Annotated in this window: 18 protein-coding genes and 2 tRNA genes; 10 read left to right on the top strand and 10 right to left on the bottom strand. The window is 52.1% G+C overall.

Annotated elements, in window-relative coordinates; genetic code table 11:
- Positions 1-664 (top strand): hypothetical protein (locus NTV65_09095; protein MCX6115351.1); only part of this gene is annotated, 664 nt, incomplete at its 5' end.
- Between the two features lie 9 nt (positions 665-673).
- Here NTV65_09095 and NTV65_09090 read toward each other — a convergent pair.
- The 7 genes from NTV65_09090 to hemC form a co-directional block, all read right to left on the bottom strand.
- Entirely contained in the window at positions 674-1,621 is a 948-nt protein-coding gene (locus tag NTV65_09090; GenBank protein ID MCX6115350.1) for a bifunctional methionine sulfoxide reductase B/A protein, read from the bottom strand.
- Positions 1,622-1,881: 260 nt separating this feature from the next.
- Positions 1,882-3,165, bottom strand: a complete 1,284-nt coding sequence (gene hemA / locus NTV65_09085) for a glutamyl-tRNA reductase (protein ID MCX6115349.1) — start codon at positions 3,163-3,165, stop codon at positions 1,882-1,884.
- A gap of 12 nt (positions 3,166-3,177) precedes the next feature.
- The gene (gene ccsA / locus NTV65_09080) at positions 3,178-4,044 is read right to left on the bottom strand and encodes a cytochrome c biogenesis protein CcsA (protein MCX6115348.1); all 867 of its coding nucleotides are present in this window, start codon (positions 4,042-4,044) and stop codon (positions 3,178-3,180) included.
- 4 nt (positions 4,045-4,048) lie between these two features.
- Complete coding sequence (gene hemE / locus NTV65_09075) at positions 4,049-5,080, bottom strand: uroporphyrinogen decarboxylase (protein MCX6115347.1); 1,032 nt, start codon at positions 5,078-5,080, stop codon at positions 4,049-4,051.
- Positions 5,081-5,104: 24 nt separating this feature from the next.
- Positions 5,105-6,385: a serine--tRNA ligase gene (gene serS / locus NTV65_09070; protein MCX6115346.1), complete on the bottom strand. Its 1,281-nt coding sequence runs from the start codon at positions 6,383-6,385 to the stop codon at positions 5,105-5,107.
- Between the two features lie 103 nt (positions 6,386-6,488).
- Complete coding sequence (locus NTV65_09065; protein MCX6115345.1) at positions 6,489-7,274, bottom strand: uroporphyrinogen-III synthase; 786 nt, start codon at positions 7,272-7,274, stop codon at positions 6,489-6,491.
- A 45-nt stretch (positions 7,275-7,319) separates the two neighbouring features.
- A complete protein-coding gene (hemC, locus tag NTV65_09060; GenBank protein ID MCX6115344.1) occupies positions 7,320-8,258 on the bottom strand; it encodes a hydroxymethylbilane synthase in 939 nt (312 codons plus the stop codon).
- A 371-nt stretch (positions 8,259-8,629) separates the two neighbouring features.
- Here hemC and NTV65_09055 point away from each other — a divergent pair, with 371 nt between their 5' ends.
- The 5 genes from NTV65_09055 to NTV65_09035 all read left to right on the top strand — a co-directional run bounded on the left by NTV65_09055 (position 8,630) and on the right by NTV65_09035 (position 14,842).
- Positions 8,630-10,621 (top strand): S8 family peptidase, encoded by a 1,992-nt coding sequence (locus NTV65_09055; protein MCX6115343.1) that lies wholly within the window; start codon positions 8,630-8,632, stop codon positions 10,619-10,621.
- A 168-nt stretch (positions 10,622-10,789) separates the two neighbouring features.
- Entirely contained in the window at positions 10,790-11,317 is a 528-nt protein-coding gene (locus tag NTV65_09050) for a hypothetical protein (protein ID MCX6115342.1), read from the top strand.
- A 47-nt stretch (positions 11,318-11,364) separates the two neighbouring features.
- Positions 11,365-12,387 (top strand): sugar-binding protein, encoded by a 1,023-nt coding sequence (locus NTV65_09045; protein ID MCX6115341.1) that lies wholly within the window; start codon positions 11,365-11,367, stop codon positions 12,385-12,387.
- Positions 12,384-13,880 carry a sugar ABC transporter ATP-binding protein gene (locus NTV65_09040; GenBank protein ID MCX6115340.1) on the top strand — a complete coding sequence of 499 codons (1,497 nt, stop codon included), beginning with the start codon at positions 12,384-12,386 and terminating at the stop codon, positions 13,878-13,880. Before NTV65_09045 ends, NTV65_09040 begins: the two co-directional genes overlap by 4 nt.
- Positions 13,877-14,842, top strand: a complete 966-nt coding sequence (locus NTV65_09035) for an ABC transporter permease (protein ID MCX6115339.1) — start codon at positions 13,877-13,879, stop codon at positions 14,840-14,842. Before NTV65_09040 ends, NTV65_09035 begins: the two co-directional genes overlap by 4 nt.
- Here NTV65_09035 and NTV65_09030 read toward each other — a convergent pair.
- Entirely contained in the window at positions 14,832-17,657 is a 2,826-nt protein-coding gene (locus tag NTV65_09030) for a hypothetical protein (protein ID MCX6115338.1), read from the bottom strand. The genes NTV65_09035 and NTV65_09030 overlap by 11 nt on opposite strands.
- A 301-nt stretch (positions 17,658-17,958) precedes the next feature.
- Between NTV65_09030 and NTV65_09025 the strand changes: the two genes are divergently transcribed.
- Positions 17,959-18,618 (top strand): hypothetical protein, encoded by a 660-nt coding sequence (locus tag NTV65_09025; GenBank protein MCX6115337.1) that lies wholly within the window; start codon positions 17,959-17,961, stop codon positions 18,616-18,618.
- Positions 18,619-18,718: 100 nt separating this feature from the next.
- Here the strand turns inward: NTV65_09025 and NTV65_09020 are convergent.
- A tRNA-Ala gene (locus NTV65_09020) sits at positions 18,719-18,794 on the bottom strand.
- Positions 18,795-18,873: 79 nt separating this feature from the next.
- Positions 18,874-18,950 (bottom strand) — tRNA-Ile (locus NTV65_09015).
- A gap of 190 nt (positions 18,951-19,140) precedes the next feature.
- Between NTV65_09015 and NTV65_09010 the strand changes: the two genes are divergently transcribed.
- The 3 genes from NTV65_09010 to NTV65_09000 all read left to right on the top strand — a co-directional run bounded on the left by NTV65_09010 (position 19,141) and on the right by NTV65_09000 (position 21,617).
- The gene (locus NTV65_09010; protein ID MCX6115336.1) at positions 19,141-19,659 is read left to right on the top strand and encodes an HNH endonuclease; all 519 of its coding nucleotides are present in this window, start codon (positions 19,141-19,143) and stop codon (positions 19,657-19,659) included.
- Entirely contained in the window at positions 19,643-20,995 is a 1,353-nt protein-coding gene (locus NTV65_09005) for an HD domain-containing protein (GenBank protein ID MCX6115335.1), read from the top strand. The genes NTV65_09010 and NTV65_09005 overlap by 17 nt, the downstream gene beginning before the upstream one ends.
- Positions 20,996-21,086: 91 nt before the next feature.
- Entirely contained in the window at positions 21,087-21,617 is a 531-nt protein-coding gene (locus NTV65_09000) for a hypothetical protein (GenBank protein ID MCX6115334.1), read from the top strand.

Genomic DNA, 21,617 nt, shown 5'->3' with positions numbered 1-21,617 from the left:
TCATATAATCAGCTCTACTACCGGTATCTGGCCTACCAGCTCAGAGGTTTGTGGACAGGCTTACAGTGTTTCAGCTCAACATCCCGCAATACTTAATTTTAATGCCCCCACCCCCCCCGTTGTCCCAATTAAGGGCTGCCTCTCAAACCTTAACTTTAATATACCTGGGACAGGTGGGACGGCTAGTGTTAGAGGTGTGCCAATCCATGCCGTGAGTACTAATACTAATACCAATCTTAACTATGCAAAGCTCCCCTACTACTGCGCTATAGAGGCTGCGGATTATATTCGAAGCAATCTCGCAGCGCCCGCGACCGTATACACTATCGGTGTAGGGAATCCTGGGGCTGCCAGCTCCGATCCATTTGAAAACGTTGATAATCCACTGATACGCAAGGATAACTTTCTTGCGCGCGTTGCGCTTGATCCTGAGACGCTTACGAATGGTGTTATAACAGCTGATGGCCAGTTTGATTTTGAAAAACGCACCAATACCTCATCGACCTGCCCCGAAACACTGCCGGCATGCTATAAACCAGGCAGCAACAACAAAAAAACTACTGCCGATGTTCAGGGCGAATACTTCGCAACCCAAGACGCCAACGAGCTCCGTACCCTCTTTTCAATTATCGCAAAGCAGATCCTGCTTAGACTAGGTACATAGCTTAGAGCGTTACTTTCTTAAGTAGTGGCAGGTATAACCATCTGGATGCTTCTGAAGATAGTCCTGGTGGTACTCCTCTGCTGGATACCAGGTTGTTGCCGCAATTATCTCGGTAACCACGGGTGCTTTCCACCGGCCCGAAGCATCGACCTCGCGCTTTACCTCTTCGGCTATCTTCTGCTGCTCAGGTGACGCAAAAAAGATAGCTGAGCGGTACTGCGTTCCGCTATCGTTACCCTGGCGATTCATGGTCGTAGGATCATGTAATCTAAAAAACAGCTTCAGGATCTCTGCGTATGAAATCTTAGCGGGATCAAAAACTATGCGGACCGATTCCGCATGCCCGGTCATTCCGGTTGTTATCCTCTCATAGGTTGGAGAGGCAAGGCTTCCACCAGTATATCCAACCTCGGTTGAGATTACGCCCAGCTGCGCACGAATAAGCTCCTCTACCCCCCAGAAACACCCTCCGGCAAGAAGTGCTACCTCCTCAGACACAGGCGCCGCTGCCTGTTTATTAAAGAGCCCCGTGTACTGGCTATATCCCTCGCTACCGAGCCGCTCAACCGAAACAAACCTAAGCGCTGCTGAGTTAATACAGTAACGGAGTCCATTAGCTCCCGGTCCATCGGGAAAAACATGCCCGAGGTGCGAATCTCCACCTTTAGAGCGAACCTCAGTCCTCTTTACCCCGAGACTCGTATCAACCTTCTCCGTTACACCAACTCCATCAATCGGCTTCGTAAAGCTAGGCCAGCCGGAACCGGAGTCAAATTTATCAAGCGAGCTAAACAGGGGCTCACCCGAGACGATATCAACATAGATGCCAGCCCGATGCTCGTTCCAGTACTCGTTCTGAAAGGGGGCCTCGGTGCCACACTGCTGCGTAACTTGGTACTGCAGCGGAGTAAGTTTTCTCTTAAGCTCTTCGTCGTTCATCTTCTTTGTATCTGCCATACCTTCTCCTAGATATAAGGTCTGCGCTATAAGTAGTGTAATAATCGAGGTTCTGCGTAAGCCATTCATCATAAACTAAGGATGATCGCACACGTAGATAATTTGTGCTAATCCCTCAAAGGCATCAGGTGGGCGATCCCTTTCATGGCCGGACTAGAGTCCGGCGTTCCCAGGGCTCACGCATGGGCGAAGCACCTGGGAGCTCCGTCCTCCAAAATAGCAAGAGAGGCATCAGGTGGGCGATCCCTTTCATGGCCGGACTAGCTACCCGCGTTTCCAGTGCTCACGCCTAGCTCCTGATCGGAGTTTATACCGAGGCGCTGCTCTAGAAGAGCGGTCAATTCATGTGCCACCTTTTGGCTAATGGCGTAGGCCAACTTTGTAGCGAGCTCCTCCTGTATATTCAGATCTTTAGCAACAATACGCGCTACCTCATCGCTACAGATCCTCTGCACCCTGGCCCGTAGGTCCACTATCTCAGGCTGCGCTGTAACCTTAGCGCGCCACCTTTCAAACTGCAGCAGGCCGTACTCTATTATAAGCTCAGCCTCCTGCGCCGCCGCTTCACGCAACGCTCTGTTCTCGGTCGCGATGGTAGCAAGGTCATCTATATTATAAAGGTAGATACTTTCTAGCTCCGAGAGCTCGGGGGCAATATTACGGGGCAGGCCGAGATCGATTAAGAAAAGTGGCTTGTTTTTCGCCCGTAGACTGATCGATCGGCGCGTTAAGATCGGATGATCAACCGAAACCGATGAGATAACTATATCAACCTGGTCTAATATGCGCTCAATATCAGCAAGAGCAACCGCTACACCGCCGAACCTCTCCGCCAGCTCCGCAGCCCGCTCCACTGTACGATTAGCAACGATGATACGCTTACAGCCATGTGAACAGAGATGCAGAGCGGAGAGCTCCGCCATCTCGCCGCTTCCGATAATAAGCACCGTAGTATCGCCGAGATTAGAAAATATCTGCTGCGCAAGGCGCACCGCAACGTAGCTTACCGAAACACCGTGCTGCGCTATCTCCGTATGAGAGTGCACCTTCTTGGCAACGTTAAACGTGCTCTGAAAGAGGTGATGAAGATGCGCTCCAATGCTCCCGGCCTGAACCGCCTGGCGGTAGGCCTGCTTTACCTGCCCCAGGATCTGCGCCTCCCCGAGCACCATCGAATCGAGGCTCGCCGATACGCGGTAGAGGTGACGAACAGCGCGCTGATCGTGTAGTTGATAAAGCTGCTCATGCGAAGTAGCCTTCACTCCAATAATGGACTCAAATAAGCTGCGAATCCCCGCACCCGTTCCACCCACCGAGAGGATCTCAAAACGGTTGCAGGTTGAAATAACAGCCGCCTCTTTAGCTAACCCCTCCTGAACTATCCTCTGTGCAAGGTGCTCGGGCTGCGGGGCATGGCGCGCAAGCTTTTCGCGTCCATTAAGATCAAGGGTCCTAAAGCTCACACCGGTCAGAACAACCGGTGGGTCATACACCAATGAGTTAGAAAACAAGGAGGGTATGAACGCAGCGATTGTGTTATTCATCCCCTACTCCCCTCACAACCAGATACTCGCGTGTGTTAACCGACCGCTCCATATCATTACTACGAATACGAAGAGAAAGAACGATCCGGTAATAAGCACCGTAAGACGGGAGACCTGCCGTGGTGACCACTTAAGAACAAGGCGTGCATGCAGAACGAACGCCAGAAGTATCCAGGTGGCGAGCCCCGAGATAAGCGAAGTATCCAGCGAGAATATCGGCCGCTGTGCGCTAACGGCCCAGAGGCCCCCAGAGAGCACCACCAACGAGATAGCAACGAAGCCTACCTGCGCCAATTGCCTATTAAGATGATCGAGAAACTGTAAATTCGGCCCAGCAACATTTAGGGCCCCCACACCCCTTTGTTTAAGGCGGTACTCTACTATCAGAAACACCACACTTATAACCAGGGCGAGCGCCAGGCTTACCACCGCCACGAGCGCTGGAATCCCGTGCAGTAGAGAGAGTAATAGCCCCTCATTTGTTTGCGCTGCTGGTGCGTTTAATAACGAGGTTGCGCCGCTATGCAGCAGATAAGAGGAGCTCCCCATAAAGAGCACGATTGCAGGAATAACGAACGCGCCGACTATCGGGTAGTTAAGACGTCGCTGCAAAAAAGCGAACACGCCAGCCAGCCCCCACGAGACACACAGGAAGTAATCCGCCCCGTTATCAAGAAGAAGATATCGGGCATCGTTAAACACGAACCCGATAGTGGCGGTATGAAGCCCAAACGCAAGATAGAACGTCCAGGGTATCAGTTGAGACTGTGCAAAGCGCTGCTTCAACCCTTTTCTACCAGGCCTCCAGAGCTGTATCAGCACCAACACCGTTGCCACTATATAGAGCGCTATCGAGGTAACGGCGAGTAGGTGCGTCATAACGTTAGCCCCCTACTTTAAACTCTCTGACCAATTCGACTAAGCGCTCAACGTTCTCGACAGGGGTATGCGGAAGCACCCCGTGCCCAAGGTTAAAGATGTGCGCTGGAAGCACCTCCGACTCTGCCATAATCTCGCGTACGGAACGTTCGATATACTCCCAGGGGCCAGCAAGGAGCTGCGGATCAAGGTTACCCTGTAGGGGAATATCACGGCCAATCAGCTGCAGGGCTTGCGGCATACTAACTCGCCAATCTACTCCGAAGGCGTGCACATCAAGCTTTGCAAGGAGTGGAAATATCCCTGCAACACCCGTAGCAAAAAACACAACTGGAACATCAACACGCGCACGCACCCCATTAACCAACTTGGTAAGATACGGCTCTACGAAGCGCTCATACTCACGGGGTCCTAAATACCCGAGCCAGGAATCAAAGATCTGCAGCGAGCTACATCCCGCCTCAACCTGTGCTACGAGATACTCAACACAGAGCGTTACGAGCTTCTCTTGCAGAGCGTGCCAGCTCTCTGGGTCCCCAACCATCATGCCCTTGAGATGCTTGAGGTCCCCCGGGCTCTGGCCCTGGATCAGGTAAGATGAGAGTGTAAACGGCGCGCCTGAAAATCCGATTAGGGGCGTTTTTGCACCAAGCTCCTGCACTACGAGCTTAATAGCGTCCAGGGTGTACCGCACGCTCTCGCGCGGGTCCGATAAACGCAGCCGCTCTACATCGGCAGCACAGCGCACCGGATTATCTATTATGGGACCCTCGCCCTGCTTAAATTCAAGCTCTGCTCCCATACCGATCAGGGGTGTAAGGATATCGGCAAAGATAATCGCCGCATCCATGGGAAAGCGCCTCAGGGGTTGCAACGTGACTTCGCAGGCCAGCTCCGGTGTCATCACCATCTGCAACATAGAGTTGTGCTCACGCAGGGCGCGGTACTCAGGTAGGTAGCGCCCAGCTTGTCGCATTAGCCAGATAGGCGTTCTATCCTGTCGAACACCACGTAACGTTTCAATAAATAGCGACACTATATAATACCCCCACCCCCAGCGTTAGCGCTTAGCCGTAATCAGCTCCTGCCCACCCATGTAGGGGCGCAGAGCTTTCGGAATCGAAATCGTGCCAGCTTCGTTCTGGTGATTCTCAAGGAACGGAATAAGGATCCTCGGCGATGCGATACAGGTATTGTTAAGTGTGTGGCAGAACACGTTCTTGCCGTTTGTATCTTTATAGCGAGTATTTAAGCGCCTAGCCTGAAACTCATAGAACGAGGAGCAGCTATGGGTCTCACCGTACCCCTTGCGTGAAGGCATCCAGGCCTCGATATCGTTCTTATATACCTGCCCCTGCCCCATATCTCCGGTACAGACATCAACGACCCGATATGGAAGCTCTAAAAGCTGCATAATCTGCTCTGCATTAGCGAGCAGCTCCTGGTGCAACTTCATGCTCTCATCAGGATCGGCTTTACAAAAGATCACCTGCTCTACCTTATAGAACTGGTGAACACGGTAGAGTCCGTGTGTATCTTTGCCGTACGCTCCGGCCTCACGACGATAGCACGGTGAGTAGCCTGCATAGCGCTTTGGTAGCTCCTCCAGGCTTAAGATCTCATCACTATGGTACGAGGCCACAGGCACCTCAGAGGTTCCGATTAGATGCAGCCCCTCATCTCGTTCATCCAAATGGTAAGCCATATCCTCGCCACCAGGAAAATATCCGGTGCTCACCATGGCCTCATACTTAACGATATGCGGAGGGTCCATCAGGGTGTAGCCGGCCCTATGAAGCACATCTAGCGAGAGGCTCATCATGGCGTGCTGCAGCCGCATTCCATCGCCCTTAAGAAAGTAGCTGCGCGCCCCTGCAACCTTAACACCTCGCTCGATATCGAAGAGGTCGAGCTCTTTGCCGAGTTGAACGTGATCTCTGATCTCAAAGCTTGGTGTCGGTATAGTTCCCCAAGAGCGCCGTGAAACGTTCTCGGCATCACTCTTACCGAGCGGAACCTGTGCCAGCGGAACGCTCGGCAGGAGGAGCTGTTGCTTGCTCCAACGCTCCTCAAGCTCCTTAAGCTGAGATCCACCCTCCTTTACCTTTTCAGCCAAGCCCTTCATCTGCACGAGCTTAGCCTCCCTCTCGCTACCGGAGAGCTTCGGAATCTCTTTGCTAACTGCATTCTGCTCAGCGCGCATCGATTCAACCTCGCCCCTAGTACGGCGGTACTCAGCGTCGAGCACAAGAAATGCCTTTACATCGAATTTTATGCCCTTATCCTCGCACGCCTTCTGATAGTCGTCCGGTCGCTCGCGCAGGTCATAAAGATCAATCATGGGGGGCTCCGTTAGAAGATTGTAACTATACTATAGCTAACTACGCCATTTTTTCAAGGAATAGGTAACTATTGGGTGAGGCGTAAGAACTGGGCGCCCCGCCTCAAGCAACAACTCGCTTTAGCTCCGCAATCACCCCATCCTCTGAGTATTCAGTCGCCTCGGCAAAGAGCGGCAGGGCGTGCTCGGTAACTACCTTACTAGTTACCGGACCAACTGACATGATCCTGAAGGACTCCAGAAGGGCCCGCTCACCTTTAAAGAGGCGCACCGTAGCACGCACCGCAGAGGGGCTCATAAAGACTATGTACGGATCGAGCCCCCTCAGGTTACGCACCTTTGCCCATAGCTCTTCAGCAAGCGGCGCATCAACCAAGCAATATGTATCGATGCTCTCGACCGTAAATCCACGCGCGCGCAAAGTAGGCCCAAATACATCCCTGCCGTCGGCGGATTGCGGGACGAACACAACGCTATCTTCGCTCATAAAATCGGCGAGCTGATTTGCGAACTCCTCAGCAACGAAGATGGTCGGAAGAAAATCGGGCCTGCGCCCAAAGCACGCCTGTATCGCCTCTGCTGTTCCCTTGCCCTGTGCAGCTATAAGGATAGTTTCGGGGATCTCCGTGCTCTTTATCATGCGCTCAAGCACATTTTTAAAAACAAAGACCGCCGAGGGGCTTAAAAAAGAGATCCATTGGTGTGGCGCTGCTAGAGCCTTACGCACAAGCTCTTTAGCTAGCGGGGTGAGTGAGAGCTGCTCAACTCGCAAGATAGGGAGCACAAGGGCACGGAACCCGAGCTGCTCTACCCGATCTCGCAAACGATCTGCACCGGCATAGGTGCCTTCGGGACGGGTTATGATTACCGTGGGTCGCAGAGTAGGCATACGGTATAGAGTAATACCTGATTGCGCCCGCCGTCTAGCTTATATCTAAGCAGCACATAGTCTCTTAAAGCCACGCGCCATAACTTCGTGCGCCATCCTTTCGCCGAGCTGAGTCTCACTTCCTAGTAGCGCCTCTCCCATTACCTCAACAACATTCCCCCCATCGTGTGAGAGGCAGCGACCCTTAAAAACAACATATTGAGCGACACCCCTTGTCTCTATCACAGCGTGCGCCGCTACCGGGGTGTTACATCCCGCACCAAGCTCAGATAGAAACGCGCGCTCCGCCGTTACCGCCGCTGCGGTCAATGGATCGTGTAGCTTAGTTAACATCTGCAAAAGCTCGCTATCGTTTGCGCGACACTCCACAGTGAGGGCTCCCTGACCGGGCGCCGGAAGCATCTCCTCATCGGTAAATACCTGCGTTATTTGGCTCTCTAGCCCAAGGCGAGCTATACCGGCATGTGCCAACACGATTGCGTCGTACTTACCCCCATGCGCCTGCACCTTATTAATCCTGGTATCTACGTTTCCGCGAATAAGAAGAGGGGCTAGATCGGGACGCATCCTCAGAATCTGAGAGGAGCGCCTTAGGCTTGAGGTCCCTATAACTGCTCCGGCTGGAAGCTCTGACAAGCGCTTTCCAGAGCTTGAGATCAGCACATCTGCAACCTGGCCACGCGCAGTAATCGCTCCTAAAACGAACTCCGCTGCCATGGTTGTGGGGAGGTCCTTCAGGGAGTGCACCGCAAGGTCGATCTCTTGCTGCACTAGGGCCTCCTCCAGCTCCGCGGTAAAGAGCCCCTTGCCCCCGATAGATGGGATGCTGGCGTTACTATCCTGGGTTTTATCCCCGGTGGTGATAATATACTTAAGCTCAATACGGAGCCCGGGAAAGGCAGCCTGAAGCGCCTCCCTAATAAAACTGCTCTGCCAGAGGGCGAGCACGCTCCTGCGCGTTCCTATAACCAGTTGATCTTTCATGTTCACCGCATAGATAAGGCACTGACTATAGTTTATGCGCACGACGGTGTCGAGAAACTGGATGGGGGCACACAGAAAATTTAGATACCCAGACCCTGGGCCACTATAATTTGCACAGCACCGGAAGTCCTCTTCTTATTTAGAGGCCGCGCCCTCAGATAACCCCCACATTACCATCACCAAATTAAGATCGGCTCACACCTTGCACCTAACCCCTTAACGGATTAGCCGCTATAGAGGAAAGTCGTATGAAGTACCCTTTAACTGGCCCCCTTTCGTTAGATTACACCCCATTAACGGGGATAAAATTAAGCGAAAAACCCTCATCTTATTCAAATAACTGCCGACTTACTCTATGGTTGGTAGGTTTAATGAATTTAAAGCCGTTTCGCCCCATCTTGAGTATCTTAATAGCGCTATTTACGCTCGCTCCGATCCTAGCGGTGGCCCAGGAGCGTTACGTTTACCCGGGGGCACTCCTTAAATCGCGCGGAGCGTCTCTGGCCGCACATCGCATCAATTCTAATCTTTCAGAGTTACAGGGGGTACGGGGCGCTAGACTGCGCTCCGTCAAACTGGCAAAGGGGATCGTACTAGTTGAGGAGCTCCCGGTAGCAGGTGTTACGATACAGGCTACCGATGCCGCCCCCCTGCCCTTGACCGGTCAACGCGATCCATGTAGGCAGGCCAAGATGCGTCGCGTTATGAAGGAGATCGGGGGTCACGTTACCTGCTCCCCTAATTTTGCACTCTTCGCCTCGGATATCTCTGCTAGCGCAGTTGCGCCTAATGACCCCTATTACTACCTGCAGTATGGCCCAGCGCAGATGAATCTAACCTCGGCCTGGGACACGACCGTTGGCAGCTCCGAGGTGGTTGTACAGGTTATCGATACAGGAATTCAGTATACTCACCCAGACCTCGCTGCAAATATCTGGACCAATCCTGGCGAGGTAGCAGGCAACGGTATCGATGACGATGCTAACGGCTACATAGACGACCTGCATGGAATAAACGCTATAACGAACTCCGGCGATCCGATGGACGATCACTATCACGGCACCCACGTAGCCGGCATTATTGGAGCTGTGGGAAATAACGGCGTGGGTGTTGCTGGAGCAGCGTGGAGCGTCAAGATGATTGCGAGCAAGTTCCTGAGCTCCACTGGAAGCGGCAGCACCTCTAACGCCATTAAATCAATCAACTACGGAACGATGTTGAGAAATAGGGGCGTAAATCTTATCGCCAGTAATAATTCATGGGGTGGAGGTTCATATAATTCAGTACTTGCCAGCGCCATTGCGGATGCTGGGAATGCTGGCATCATGTTTGTAGCAGCAGCCGGGAACGCTGCGCAGAATACAGATACAACCCCCTCGTACCCAGCATGCTACTCGTCAAACAATGTAATCTCCGTCGCTTCAAATAACTCTGCCGGAAACCTCTCGTACTTCTCTAACTATGGAGCGAGCACGGTTGATATCTCGGCACCGGGCGAGAGCATTATCTCAACCGTACCCACCAACTCCTACTCAACCCTAAGCGGCACATCGATGGCCGCACCACAGATCACGGGGCTTTTAGTGTTGGCGCAGTCGATGTGCCCGAACAGATTCTCGGTTGGAGGGCTTAAAGATATCTTGCTTAATTCAGGTACTGTAACGCCGGCCTTAAGCGGCAAGGTTGCTACCTCCGCGATCGCTAATGCGGCTGGGGTTGTCGCTGCCGCTAGCGCCCTTTGCAACAGCTCCCTAACCCCAACTACCTCACCAACAGCGACGCAGACCACCCCACCTGCAGACACGAGCACTCCAACCCCGACTCCGACCCCTACTCCGACTACTGACATAACAGCCTCACCTGTGCCTACATCTGCGCCCTCTCCCACCACGGCACCGACTATTATACCAACTGCGGCACCAACCAGCACACCAACTCCAACTAGAACTGCAACTATTACTTCAACATCAACGGCAACTCCTACTCCAACATCAACTCCAACACCAACTATGACCTCAACGCCAACCCTCCTTCCAACCCAAACCTTTACCCCGCGCCCAACAAGAACAGCAACACCAACCGCAACACCAACAAGAACAGCAACAGCAACAGCAACAAGAACAGCAACAAGAACACCAACACCAACAAGAACAGCAACAAGAACACCAACACTAACACCAACAAGAACACCAACACCAACAAGAACAGCAACAAGAACCCCGCAACCAACCTCTACCTCCAGTCCAACACGAATCAAAACTCCAACTCCAACTCCAACGGCTATGGCGACCCCGCAACAATCGTCTGGTTCGAAGCGCACCAGTAATAAGCCCACCCCACCCTCGTTTTGGGGTGGTTTTTAGGGCGCTCATCTACAGTATTGGAGCTATTCAGCATCACTAAGAGCGATCGCTCACGTAGATACTCTGTACTAACCCCTGAAGGGGTGAATAGTTAAACTATCCGTACCGTTCTGTGATCGTTTCGTTAGAACTATCTGGCACAACATAGATACTTAATATGAGGTGCCTATGATACCAAACTCTATGAGAAATTACGGCTCTTACGGAATGCGTCCGTTCTATCGTCCTGGCCTATCGGGACCGTTAGGGATGGCGCTTCTGGCGTGTGGAGTAATCGCTATCGGTAGCATGCTGGCCCCTGCCGCTCTTGAACAGGCTATTCCTGAATGGCGTGCACGGTTCGGCCTCCTGGTAACGGCGGGCGTTGTATTCGGATTTATCCGATCGGTTTGGCGGATGTTTATCCCCCTTATTGCGCTGGCTTTCTGGATAGTGGCGATCTTTGCAATAGTAAAGCCGCAGGCGCTCGGACTCCTGCCAACCATACTCGCAAGTACGACACAAACGCAGAACCAGACGCAGCCGCAAATAGTGCCAGCCTCGCTACCATCCGTGCCGTCGATCCTGCCAGTTTCAAGGCATAGCTCTCCAGCACTTCCAGATGCGGCCTATTTTCCTCCGGTCAGATCGGTAGGCGGTTCCAGTTTCCTAGATAAATTGCCTCTGCCTGCGTTTTTAAAGCGGGCCCTTAGGTAAGAAACACCCCCCTGACTTTTTAATGTAAATGGCACATAATCCGCATCATGCGGAAATTATTAACCCTTATCTCAGCAGTAGCCGTTGCGGCTCTATTTGGCACGGCTATAAGCCTGACTGCATGTAAGAGTTCAGATCGGTCAGGGCTGCCCCGTATCGCCTATATTACAAACGGCGTGGCTTCGTTCTGGACTATCGCAAAATCGGGCGCAGAGGCTGCCGGTCGGCAACTAAACGTAAGGGTCTCTGTGCATATGCCGGCTGAGGGCATCGCCGACCAGAAAAGAATAGTAGAGGATCTCTTGATCCGTGGGGTTGATGGCATAGCACTTAGTCCGATCGATTCGGCCAATCAGGGTAGCTTTATTAATGAAACCGGGGCAAAAACCCTCCTGATTACACACGACTCGGATGCCCCTAATACCAATCGACTCGCCTATATCGGCATGGATAACTATCAGGCTGGGCGCATGCTTGGAGAGCTGATTAGGGAGTCGCTACCAAACGGTGGCAAGTTGGCCATCTTTGTGGGGCGCCTTGAGCAAGACAACGCCCGCAAACGTCGGCAAGGTGTAATTGATGAGGTGCTCGGGCGTAGCTTTGATTCAAGCCGTTACGATCCCCCTGGGGAGCTCCTCTCATATCAACAGTTCTCAATCGTAGTGACCCTAACGGATCAGTTTGATCGGGTGAAAGCTAAAGCGAACTGTGAGGACGCCGTCTTGCGCCATCCAGATCTTGCCGGTGTAGTCGGACTCTTTGGATACAACGCTCCAGTCTGCCTTGAGGCTCTTAAGCAGAATAATAAGCTTGGTACGATCAAGGTTTTTTCGTTCGATGAGGCGGATGAAACTCTGCAGGGTATTAAGGACGGCGTTATCGTGGGAACTATCGTGCAAAACCCGTACGAATACGGATTCCAATCTGTCAGGCTCTTAAAGGAGCTCGTGGCTGGGAACCTCTCTGCTATTCCGGATTCTAAGTTTATAGATATTCCGGCCCGTCGGATAGATCGCTCTAACGTAGCGGAGTTCTGGGAAGAGCTTCGTAATAAATTATCTTCACCATGAGACCTCTGCTGGAAGCTACAGCGATCTCAAAATCGTTCGGTAGCAACACCGTACTGGAGGAGGTCTCGATCTCAATAGCTAGAGGTGAGATCCTCTCTGTTGTTGGAGAGAACGGCGCCGGAAAGAGCACCTTCGCTAAGATCCTCTCGGGCATAGTAGCTCCCGACAGTGGTAGCCTGCATCTATCTGGCAATGAGGTACATTTTACCCATCCCCGCGAGGCTATCGATGCCGGTATAGGTATCGTACACCAGGAGCTCTGTTTAGCTGAGAACCTGACCGTTACAGAGAACCTGCTCCTGGGCCGCGAAAAGCTACGTTATGGCCTCTTTGATCGCCTAGCTATGAAACGCGTGGCCCTAACGGCGCTCGAGCGCCTCGGGGTAACGCTAAATCCAAACCGTTTAGTTTCTACGCTCTCTGCCGCCGAGCGTCAGATGGTTGAGATAGCGCGCGTACTTTCCTATGACGCAAAGCTCCTAATCTTTGATGAGCCCACATCAAGCCTAAGCGATACCGAGGCGCATGCGCTCTTAGAGCTTATTAAACGTCTTAAACGAGACGGGGTCTCGATCCTCTACGTTTCGCACCGCTTGCCAGAGGTTCAAGAGATCTCGGACCGTGTCATAGCGCTCCGTGATGGTAAGAATTCAGGAGAGCTTAAAGCACCGCTGCTTCAGCGCGATAAGTTAATTCATATGATCGTTGGACGGGATATTCAGGATCTTTACGGCTATCATTCCCGTCCGATCGGAGCAGCGGCGCTAGAGCTAAAAAACTTCAGAGCCTCCCCTCGACATACCCCCTGCGATATTACAGTGCGAGCAGGTGAGATAGTAGGGATTACTGGTCTAATCGGCTCGGGTAGAACGGAGATCCTTGAGGGTATCTTCGGCATAACGCCCCCCGTCAGCGGCACGATCAGGGTCTGTGGTAAAGAGTTGAGCGCACCCTCCCCCGTTACTTCCAGTGCCTTAGGAATTTCGCTATTGCCTGAGAGCCGCAAGGAGCAGGGAATTATCGCCGAGAGCTCGCTATGCGATAACGTTATCATCTCTATGCTTACAAAGGGCGGCAATGGAATCTTTAGAGAGAAAAAAACGGAACGGGAGATAGCGCTACGCTGCATCGAATCACTCCGCATTCGGTGTAGCGGTCCGGAGCAATTGGCACATAAACTCTCTGGTGGAAATCAACAGAAAGTCGTGCTTGGACGGTGCCTTGCTACTCATCCCCAGGTGCTACTACTTGATGAGCCGACGCGTGGGGTTGATGTAGGGGCGCGCCGAGAGATCTATTCAATTCTTTTTGAGCTTGCGGCAAAGGGGCTAGCGATCCTCTTCGTATCGAGCGAGCTTGAGGAGGTTATTGGCCTCGCAGATAGGGTGCTAGTTATAAGTGATGGGCAGTTGCGGGGCGAGCTGTCTCGCGAAGAGCTCTCTGAACATGCAATTATGGCGTTAGCCTCACCACAATCAAGGATAGCCATATGAAGAAAAATATCGGCCTAATCTCTCTACTCTTTGTAGCCTGCCTATGTACCTATCTCTTAAACGATCGCTTTCTCGCGCCGACCAATATCGAGAACCTGCTGCGCCGCACCGCTCTTTTTTCCTTAATAAGTATCGGGGTCTCCTTTGTAATTACAGGTGCTGGTATCGACCTCTCAATAGGTTCGGTAGTGTGTCTAATCGGCACTATATTACCGTGGCTTGTTGTGCATCACGGCTGGTCGTGGCCGCTGGCGCTGATCTTTCTCTTAATCCTGGCGGCACTTCTTGGTGCTTTTCACGGCACCCTTATAACGAAATTAAAACTCCAGCCCTTTATCGTAACCTTGTGTGGGCTCTTACTCTATCGGGGTCTGGCGCGCGGCATTACCGGCGACCAAACGCAGGGGTTCGGCATGCAGTTTGAGAGCTTAAGGGCTCTTGCTACCGGAAAGCTATCTGGGCTTGGGCTGTTACCGTTTGAGGTTCCTAATGTCGTATTTATCACCCTGATAGTGGCTATCATTAGTAGCGTAGTGATGAGCCGCACCCGTTACGGACTATACCTACGCGCCGTGGGTCGTAACGAGGTCGCAGCACGCTACAGCGGCGTTAACACCGACCGCACGAAGATCTGGGCATACGTTGCGTGCTCGCTGCTGGCTGGTTTCGGCGGCGTGCTTTTTATTTTAGACGTTAACTCAGCACAACCATCGGACTTCGGAAACTTCTATGAGCTTTACGCCATTGCGGCGGCGGTGCTTGGTGGATGCAGCTTGCGGGGTGGAGAGTCGAGCATCCTTGGAGTTATTATCGGAGCTACCCTGATGCAGGTGCTCCGTAACGCTATCGTGCTGCTGGATATTCCAACGCAACTTGAGTTTGCAATTATCGGCGCAGTTATCCTGGCCGGTGTTACAACCGAGGAGCTTATCCGTCGTGCTGCCAAGAGCGTTAGCTCGTAACGGCCTTAATCACCCGCTTAAGCCACGCTAAGGCCCCTATCTGCAATCCAGGTATGCGGGTGCTGCTAGAGGCAACCGTCACAACGTTAGAGTTTATATTTGCCTGATTGGGACACTTAAGCTGTGCCAGCAGATATCCCTTCATATCGCGCTGCTTTCCCTTAGCGTCCCGCACCATCTTGCGAGTTATGCCGGCAAGTTTTGTAAGTTTCTTAGATACCCGACCACTTCCCGCTGCCATTGAGGCTACGTACTTAAGTCTGATCTTATTTGATGCTATAGCTTCGGTCGCATAAAAGTCGAATACACACTGTGCGGCACTTATATCAGCCAATCCACCGGTGTTGAGATCGGTAGTCAAAAGATCCATGGTTGCACTAGCGGTTTTTGGAGAGCGTACAATTGCGAGCGATACCTTTAAGTTCTGGGGAGTAGCTCCGCCGCCGCCGTTATCACCGCCGCCACCGCCGCCGCCGTTATCACCGCCGCCACCGCCGCCGCCGTTATCGCCACCACCGTTATCACCTCCACCGCCACCGTTATCACCGCCGCCGTTATCACCACCACCACCACCTCCTCCTCCTCCTCCATTACCATCCCCAGGTATCAGATAGATAATTGAGGTGCGATCGGGCAGGCTAGGCTCACTATGCGCGAAGGTCTTTCCAAGTCGGGAGTTATCCTGCAGCCCAGAGGTGGCGCCAGCACCAGCGGCATATGAGCCAAGCTGCGCCCAGGTCTGACGATAGTTCATCCGGATCGCTCCGCTCTGTTCATCAAAGCTAACCTGGAAGGAGAGGCTAGAGGGGTTCTCTCTATAGTTACTATATCCAAACCCCTCCCATGTAATAACGAACTGTCGGGTACCCGGTGTGCCGATCGTCTTGTAACTAAGTCGAGCGCTGCTGTTCGCCACAATGTTGCCCCAAAAGGGCGCTACCATACGCTCCTTATCTATCTTACCGCTGGGGAGTCGTTGATTGCTAATGTCCAGATCAACCTTCTCCCCTATGCCAACATAGCCCTGACTTGAGACCCATAGGTCACTGTATCTGCCGTTATAGAACTTAATCGGAAAGGGGGCCGATATCTGCGTAGTAGGGCTATTCCACACAAGCGGAATATCAGCACCCCCCTCTGAGTCGATCCATCCGTAGGGCACCGCCGCAACGACATAGTTCTTCACTGCTATTACGCTCTGAGCTACAGAGACCGGTATCAGCACCTCATTTAACACCTTGCCAACTATCGAGATGGGTTGAGCTCCCATGCCGTATGTTACTGCGGAGGTGTAGATACCATCACCAGAGATACTATCCCCATCCTTGCCATCGTCATGTGGGGTAAAGAGCGTTCCACCGTGCGTTAACTTATACGCACCAAGGAGAGAGGACTTACCGCACACCTTGGCTGATATCTCGATACGATTAGCACCCTCGGCTACCGCCCAACCATCGCGTGCCAATATCTTCATCTCGGCTTGAATCGGGCAGGCCCCTGAGAGCGCTACGAAGTAGCGCCGATAGTCCCTCTGAGCTGTCGCATTATTATAAATGGGGATAGAAACAAGTGTCAGAAGGTCTGCAATCTCATCACGATTAATATCAAAGCGGTGATGGGAGTTTATTCCATAGATAGACACATACCTCTGCCAGTCATATCCACTCACATTCAGCATCTTACCGATCCTCTCGATAAAAGCCTCATCCCCTATATGCCCGATCTCCTCCCCGGTAGCTCCCGATAGTATCTGGGAGCTTCTTCCATAGTTTGGTTGCCTGGCAAGGTCTAGAACACCGTCGAGGTTGAGATCTCCGGAACCTGAAAACTGATTTGTATAATCAGCCTTGACCGCGCTAGCTCGATAGAGATCTCCATTTGAGCCCCTCCCTGTAAAGAGAAGAGCTTTAGCGAGGACCTGATACTCAGCCCTTCCATCACCGTTCTCATCCCCGGTTGCAAATATCTTCAGACCGAGCTCTGCGCCCACTGCAGGACCATCGATCCGTTTTAACTCCTGACATGTTCGACCGTTTATGGCCATAACCATGCCAGTTTTTGAGCTCGCCTCCGGTAGCCCTATAAAGAGATCTCCATAACCATCCCCATTACTATCAGGTCCGGCATAAAAAGATGTGATCGATCCTAATGACTCTCTATCAACGAGAGCTCTGCAGCTCTGCGTAAGGGTTTGGAGAGCTGGATCGTACTTTAAAACAAATAACGCTCCACCATCAAAGGCATCTCGCTCCATAACGATAAGCTCGCTCCGACCATCACGATCTAGATCAGTCACCTGCAACTTTGCACCACACCCCGATCCATTGAATTCAGCCTGGCTTTTATAGATCTCAGCTCCCGTTGCTCCATCCTTTACTAGGACACACGCCCCTGTCCCGGAAACGTAGTCGTGGTAATAATAACCCTCTCCTAGAACAACATCAGGCACCCCATCACCGGTAATGTCTCCAACGCTAAATGTGCTATCATAACCGCACGCCAATGAGTTATCAGAAAAGTTTCTCAGAACGGTGCCGCGTATCGCATCATAAAATACCACCTGCCAGAGCCCCTTGGTATCGATATACATCTCTGCGATATCGTTAACGCCATCACGATTAATGTCGCTGGAGAGATCTATCTGCCTATCGCACCGAGATGTTCCATTCTCAGGTTCTGTGATTATTGAAAGAACCTCCTGCGCCTCTACTGTGCCGAAGGAGATGGGTGCAGAAAAAATAAGGGAAAAGATAAAGATGGAGAGCGGCGACAAGAAATTTAACCGCGAGCTGACAAACGACGACCTTGTTAACATGCGAAGATCCCCAGTATTTAGGCTAGTGCTGAATGTTCAAGCGTATGCGCTGCTACTCAAATATAAGTGCACCCTACTATATGGTGGTGATCCTATACCCCTCCCGATAAATCAGAGATGGATTCAGAATATCCCCTTTTATCACCTACTTTTTGCAGCCCTAAGGGAATCCGGCTTCCTACCTTGCAGAGCCCAGATTCGCTAACTATACGAGGTTCCTAGCCTCTTCTGGCTTGGCCCGAAGATTGCCAAGAAAGCTTCTAAAGGGATCATCTCCCACCTAGCTTTAAAGGAGTTCCGTATGAAGTATCAACCTAAACTCGCACGTACTTTCATCGCTTTTGCTCTGATCGGATGCCTCAGCATTACAGAGGCCAGGTCCCAAGAAACCTGCTCGCTCGATGATGTATCAGATGCCTTAAATCAACTCCCCTGCTTTGCAGATGGGGTCTACCTATCTCCAGATAGCGCTGCTAATGCGGTGGCTGATATCTGCTTTGATGCAGACTCTGAAGAGGGGTGCCACCAGTGCTTTAATCGGGGCCGACGCAAGCTCTTGCTTGGGTTCAAGGCGATCGCCAAGATCGGCATGATTGATCGCAAGTCGATCTCGGATCTTAGAAACGCCCTAGATAACGCCGAAGATAATACCTGTTACTACGACGATTATGAGGACTATTCACCAGATAGTTTCGCACAAACTGCCGCAACTAAAACTCAAACTAAACCTAAGCGTTCGCGCGGAAGTACCTCTGAAAAGGCTCCTAGCACTACCCCTCGCAACTTAGTCGAGAGCATCTGCCCCTGTAACACCGAGCGCTGGAGAGCTAGTGGCGGTCATGCCGGGTTCCTTGCTTGTGCTGAGACGGTAACCCAGATCCTGGTGCGCCACGAAAAACTTGATGAACAAAGAGCAACGGATCTGCGTGAGCAGCTACAGCGTAGCCAGTGCGGAAACTAGATAGTGGAAACTAGATGGTGGAAACTAGATAGTGGAAATAATGCGACTGGAATTATGCAGATGGAACTATACAGATGGAAGTATATAGCTCGGGAAATCGTGGTGGACCTGCAGAGATTCGAACTCTGGACCCCCAGCTTGCAAGGCTGGTGCTCTACCAACTGAGCTACAGGCCCACGATTAAAGAACAGTTTGCAACACACGCTTTCCACCTGCAAATCTGGGCTGTACCCAAAATTTGCATAGGAACACATCTGGTGGGCCAAGGTAGACTCGAACTACCGACCTCACGCTTATCAGGCGTGTACTCTAACCAGCTGAGCTACTGGCCCCCTTGCGTTGCGAGAGGTGGAAAATAGAGGTAAGGCTTCGATGTGTCAAGCTAACCGAGCCATAAAATGGATGTTTTTTCGGTTGGTTATGCCCTGCTCAACAACGTCCTTGCATAACCTAGCGACACTATTGATACTAGAAGTATAGTGCCGAATCGTTGTTCCTGACCCTCTATTACCCAATAACGGTATGAGTCCAGTACTTCTTTTAAGCGCGTCCTACGAGCCCCTGCGTGTTATTTCATGGCAAAATGCCGTCTGCCTCTTCTTTCTGGGAAAGGTTGAGGTAATTGAGGAGTATGAGCACGATATACGCTCCGTTTCGCTCGTAATTAAGGCCCCTGCCGTAGTTAGATTGGTGCGATTTTTTAAGCTTGGGAAGCGCTCCCCTCCCCTTTCAAGGGCCAACGTGCTGGCTCGCGATAACTTTAAATGTCAGTATTGCAACGCCGAGTTGACAGCCAAGGAGGCGACCCTTGATCATGTCGTACCCCGCAGCCAGGGGGGCAAAACGACCTGGGATAATATAGTATGCGCCTGCGCCGCCTGTAATCGCAGGAAGGGTGGCAGAACACCGAAAGAGGCTCATATGAAGCTTCGTGCAAAACCAACTAAGCCGGAATGGCTCCCGGTATTGAACATTAGATTACATGGAAAGATCCCCTCAGCCTGGTATATCTTCCTCGACCCCCTTGCGAAGCCAAGTTGAGGCGACAGCTGCGCTTTGCGCGCTAATTGAGCTGCCCGCCCTTAGGGCGCTGGGTACCGCTCTGCTACCTGCCGAGCTTTACCTGGTTGGCGGAACCGTGCGCGATGCCTTCTACGGGGAATCTGGGACGGACCTCGACCTTGCTACGAACCTTACTACGACTGAGATCAAAGCACGTTGCGTAAAGCACAACATTCGCACCGTTGATACGGGAATTCAGCATGGAACGATCCTGCTTGTGATCGATCAGGTTCATATTGAGGTAACGACCTTCCGCATACCCAGCGGTCGCGCCGGGCATACCACTGCTCATGATATTGCAACGGATCTCTCTGGGCGAGATTTTACCATTAACGCCATGGCCTTTGATCTTAGTACAAAAACCCTCGTCGATCCGCTGCACGGGGTAGCAGACCTTGCAAGCAAGACCCTCAGAACCGTCGGCGCTGCAACAGAGAGGTTAACTGAAGACCCACTTCGAATTCTGCGCATGGTGCGCTTCGGTAGCGCGCAGGGAAGAGAGATTGAGGCCGCAACGTTGCGTGCGGCTACGGCACATGTACAGCTCCTTAGACAGGTCAGCGTTGAGCGCATCAAGTCTGAGCTAGATCAGATCCTGCTGAGCCCGTTCCCGCAGGCAGGGATAGCCTGTATTAAAGAGCTTGAAGCTCTACCTCTAACGATCCCTGAACTTATTCCAGCGATTGGGTTTGAGCAGAACAGGTTTCATATCCACGATGTATTTGATCACACGTTGTGGGTGCTTGAGCGCACACCCGCCGATCTGATTCTACGCTGGGCGGCCGTTTTTCACGATATCGGAAAGCCCCATACCCTTTCGGTAGATGAGGACGGCAGCCGGCATTTTTATCAACACGAGATTGTTAGCGAGAGGCTAGCCCGCGAACGGATGCAGCAGCTCCGTTTTTCGCGTGATGATACCGAGACTATCGCGTTACTTGTACGCCATCATATGCGCCCCCTTGATTGCGGAGCGCCTGGTGTGCGTCGACTTATTCGAGACCTTGGAGAGAGCCTCGTTCGTTGGAGAAGCTTTAAGGAGGCAGATGCCTCCCCTGCAATCCCTGAAGCTGAGTTTCGTCCAACGGCTAAGGCATTTGATGCCCTGCTGCAAAGTGAGCAGACGCGCATGCGTGGCCCCTCCTACGGCAAGCTCGCCATCAGCGGTACGGATCTAATAGCGCTCGGCATGCAGCCGGGTCCTGCTATGGGTGTGTTGCTCAAGGAGCTTGAGGAGTTGGTGCTTGATGACCCAGCACGAAACGATCTAGGGATCCTCCTTGTTGAGGCAAAAAAAAGAGGCTGGGCGCTATAAGTCAGTGTAAAAGTCTCTGTAAAAGTCACTGTAACGGCTGTGTTGTGTTAAATTTGACCATTATGACCGGTACTACTATCCTTACCCTATAATGGCAAAGCGAAAAATCCTCTCCACCCAGGCGCTCGTTACAGCAGCCGTTGCAATAGCGGCGGTGATAATCTTTAACCTGACCCGACCACCACTTGCCAGTGATATGCTTGTAGCGTTTAGCACCTGGTATAAGACTACCTCACCGATACTCGAGCAGAGCGATCCATTGGCTCTTAGCGAGCTTAAACTAAACGTCACCATTGAGCTCTCGGGTAGCAGCAGCTCCCCCTCTGCAGTCACCTGGAACCTTCCAGCACGCTCCCTGAACGATAATATAGACCGCAGCAACACCGCACGGGCATTGCAGCTAATTAACGAATCGGGGGTTTTTGGGCTACCCTCAATTACCAATCCAGCAAAGATGGGCTCCTTCCTCTCGATCTCGGTGCGTAACAACGAGCGAGTATTTGAGACCACTATTCCAACGCTCGAAGTAGAGAAAAATATCCAACTTCAAAACCTCTTAAAGCTGCTCGACATCTTCTCTAACAGCACGCAAGCGCTAGCCATCGACCCGGCCCGCACATAA

This window comes from Pseudomonadota bacterium (assembly GCA_026390555.1).
Classification (GTDB): domain Bacteria; phylum Bdellovibrionota_C; class UBA2361; order UBA2361; family OMII01; genus OMII01.
The sequence above is the reverse complement of the archived record's forward strand: the minus strand, read 5'-3'. Positions and strand labels throughout refer to the sequence as shown.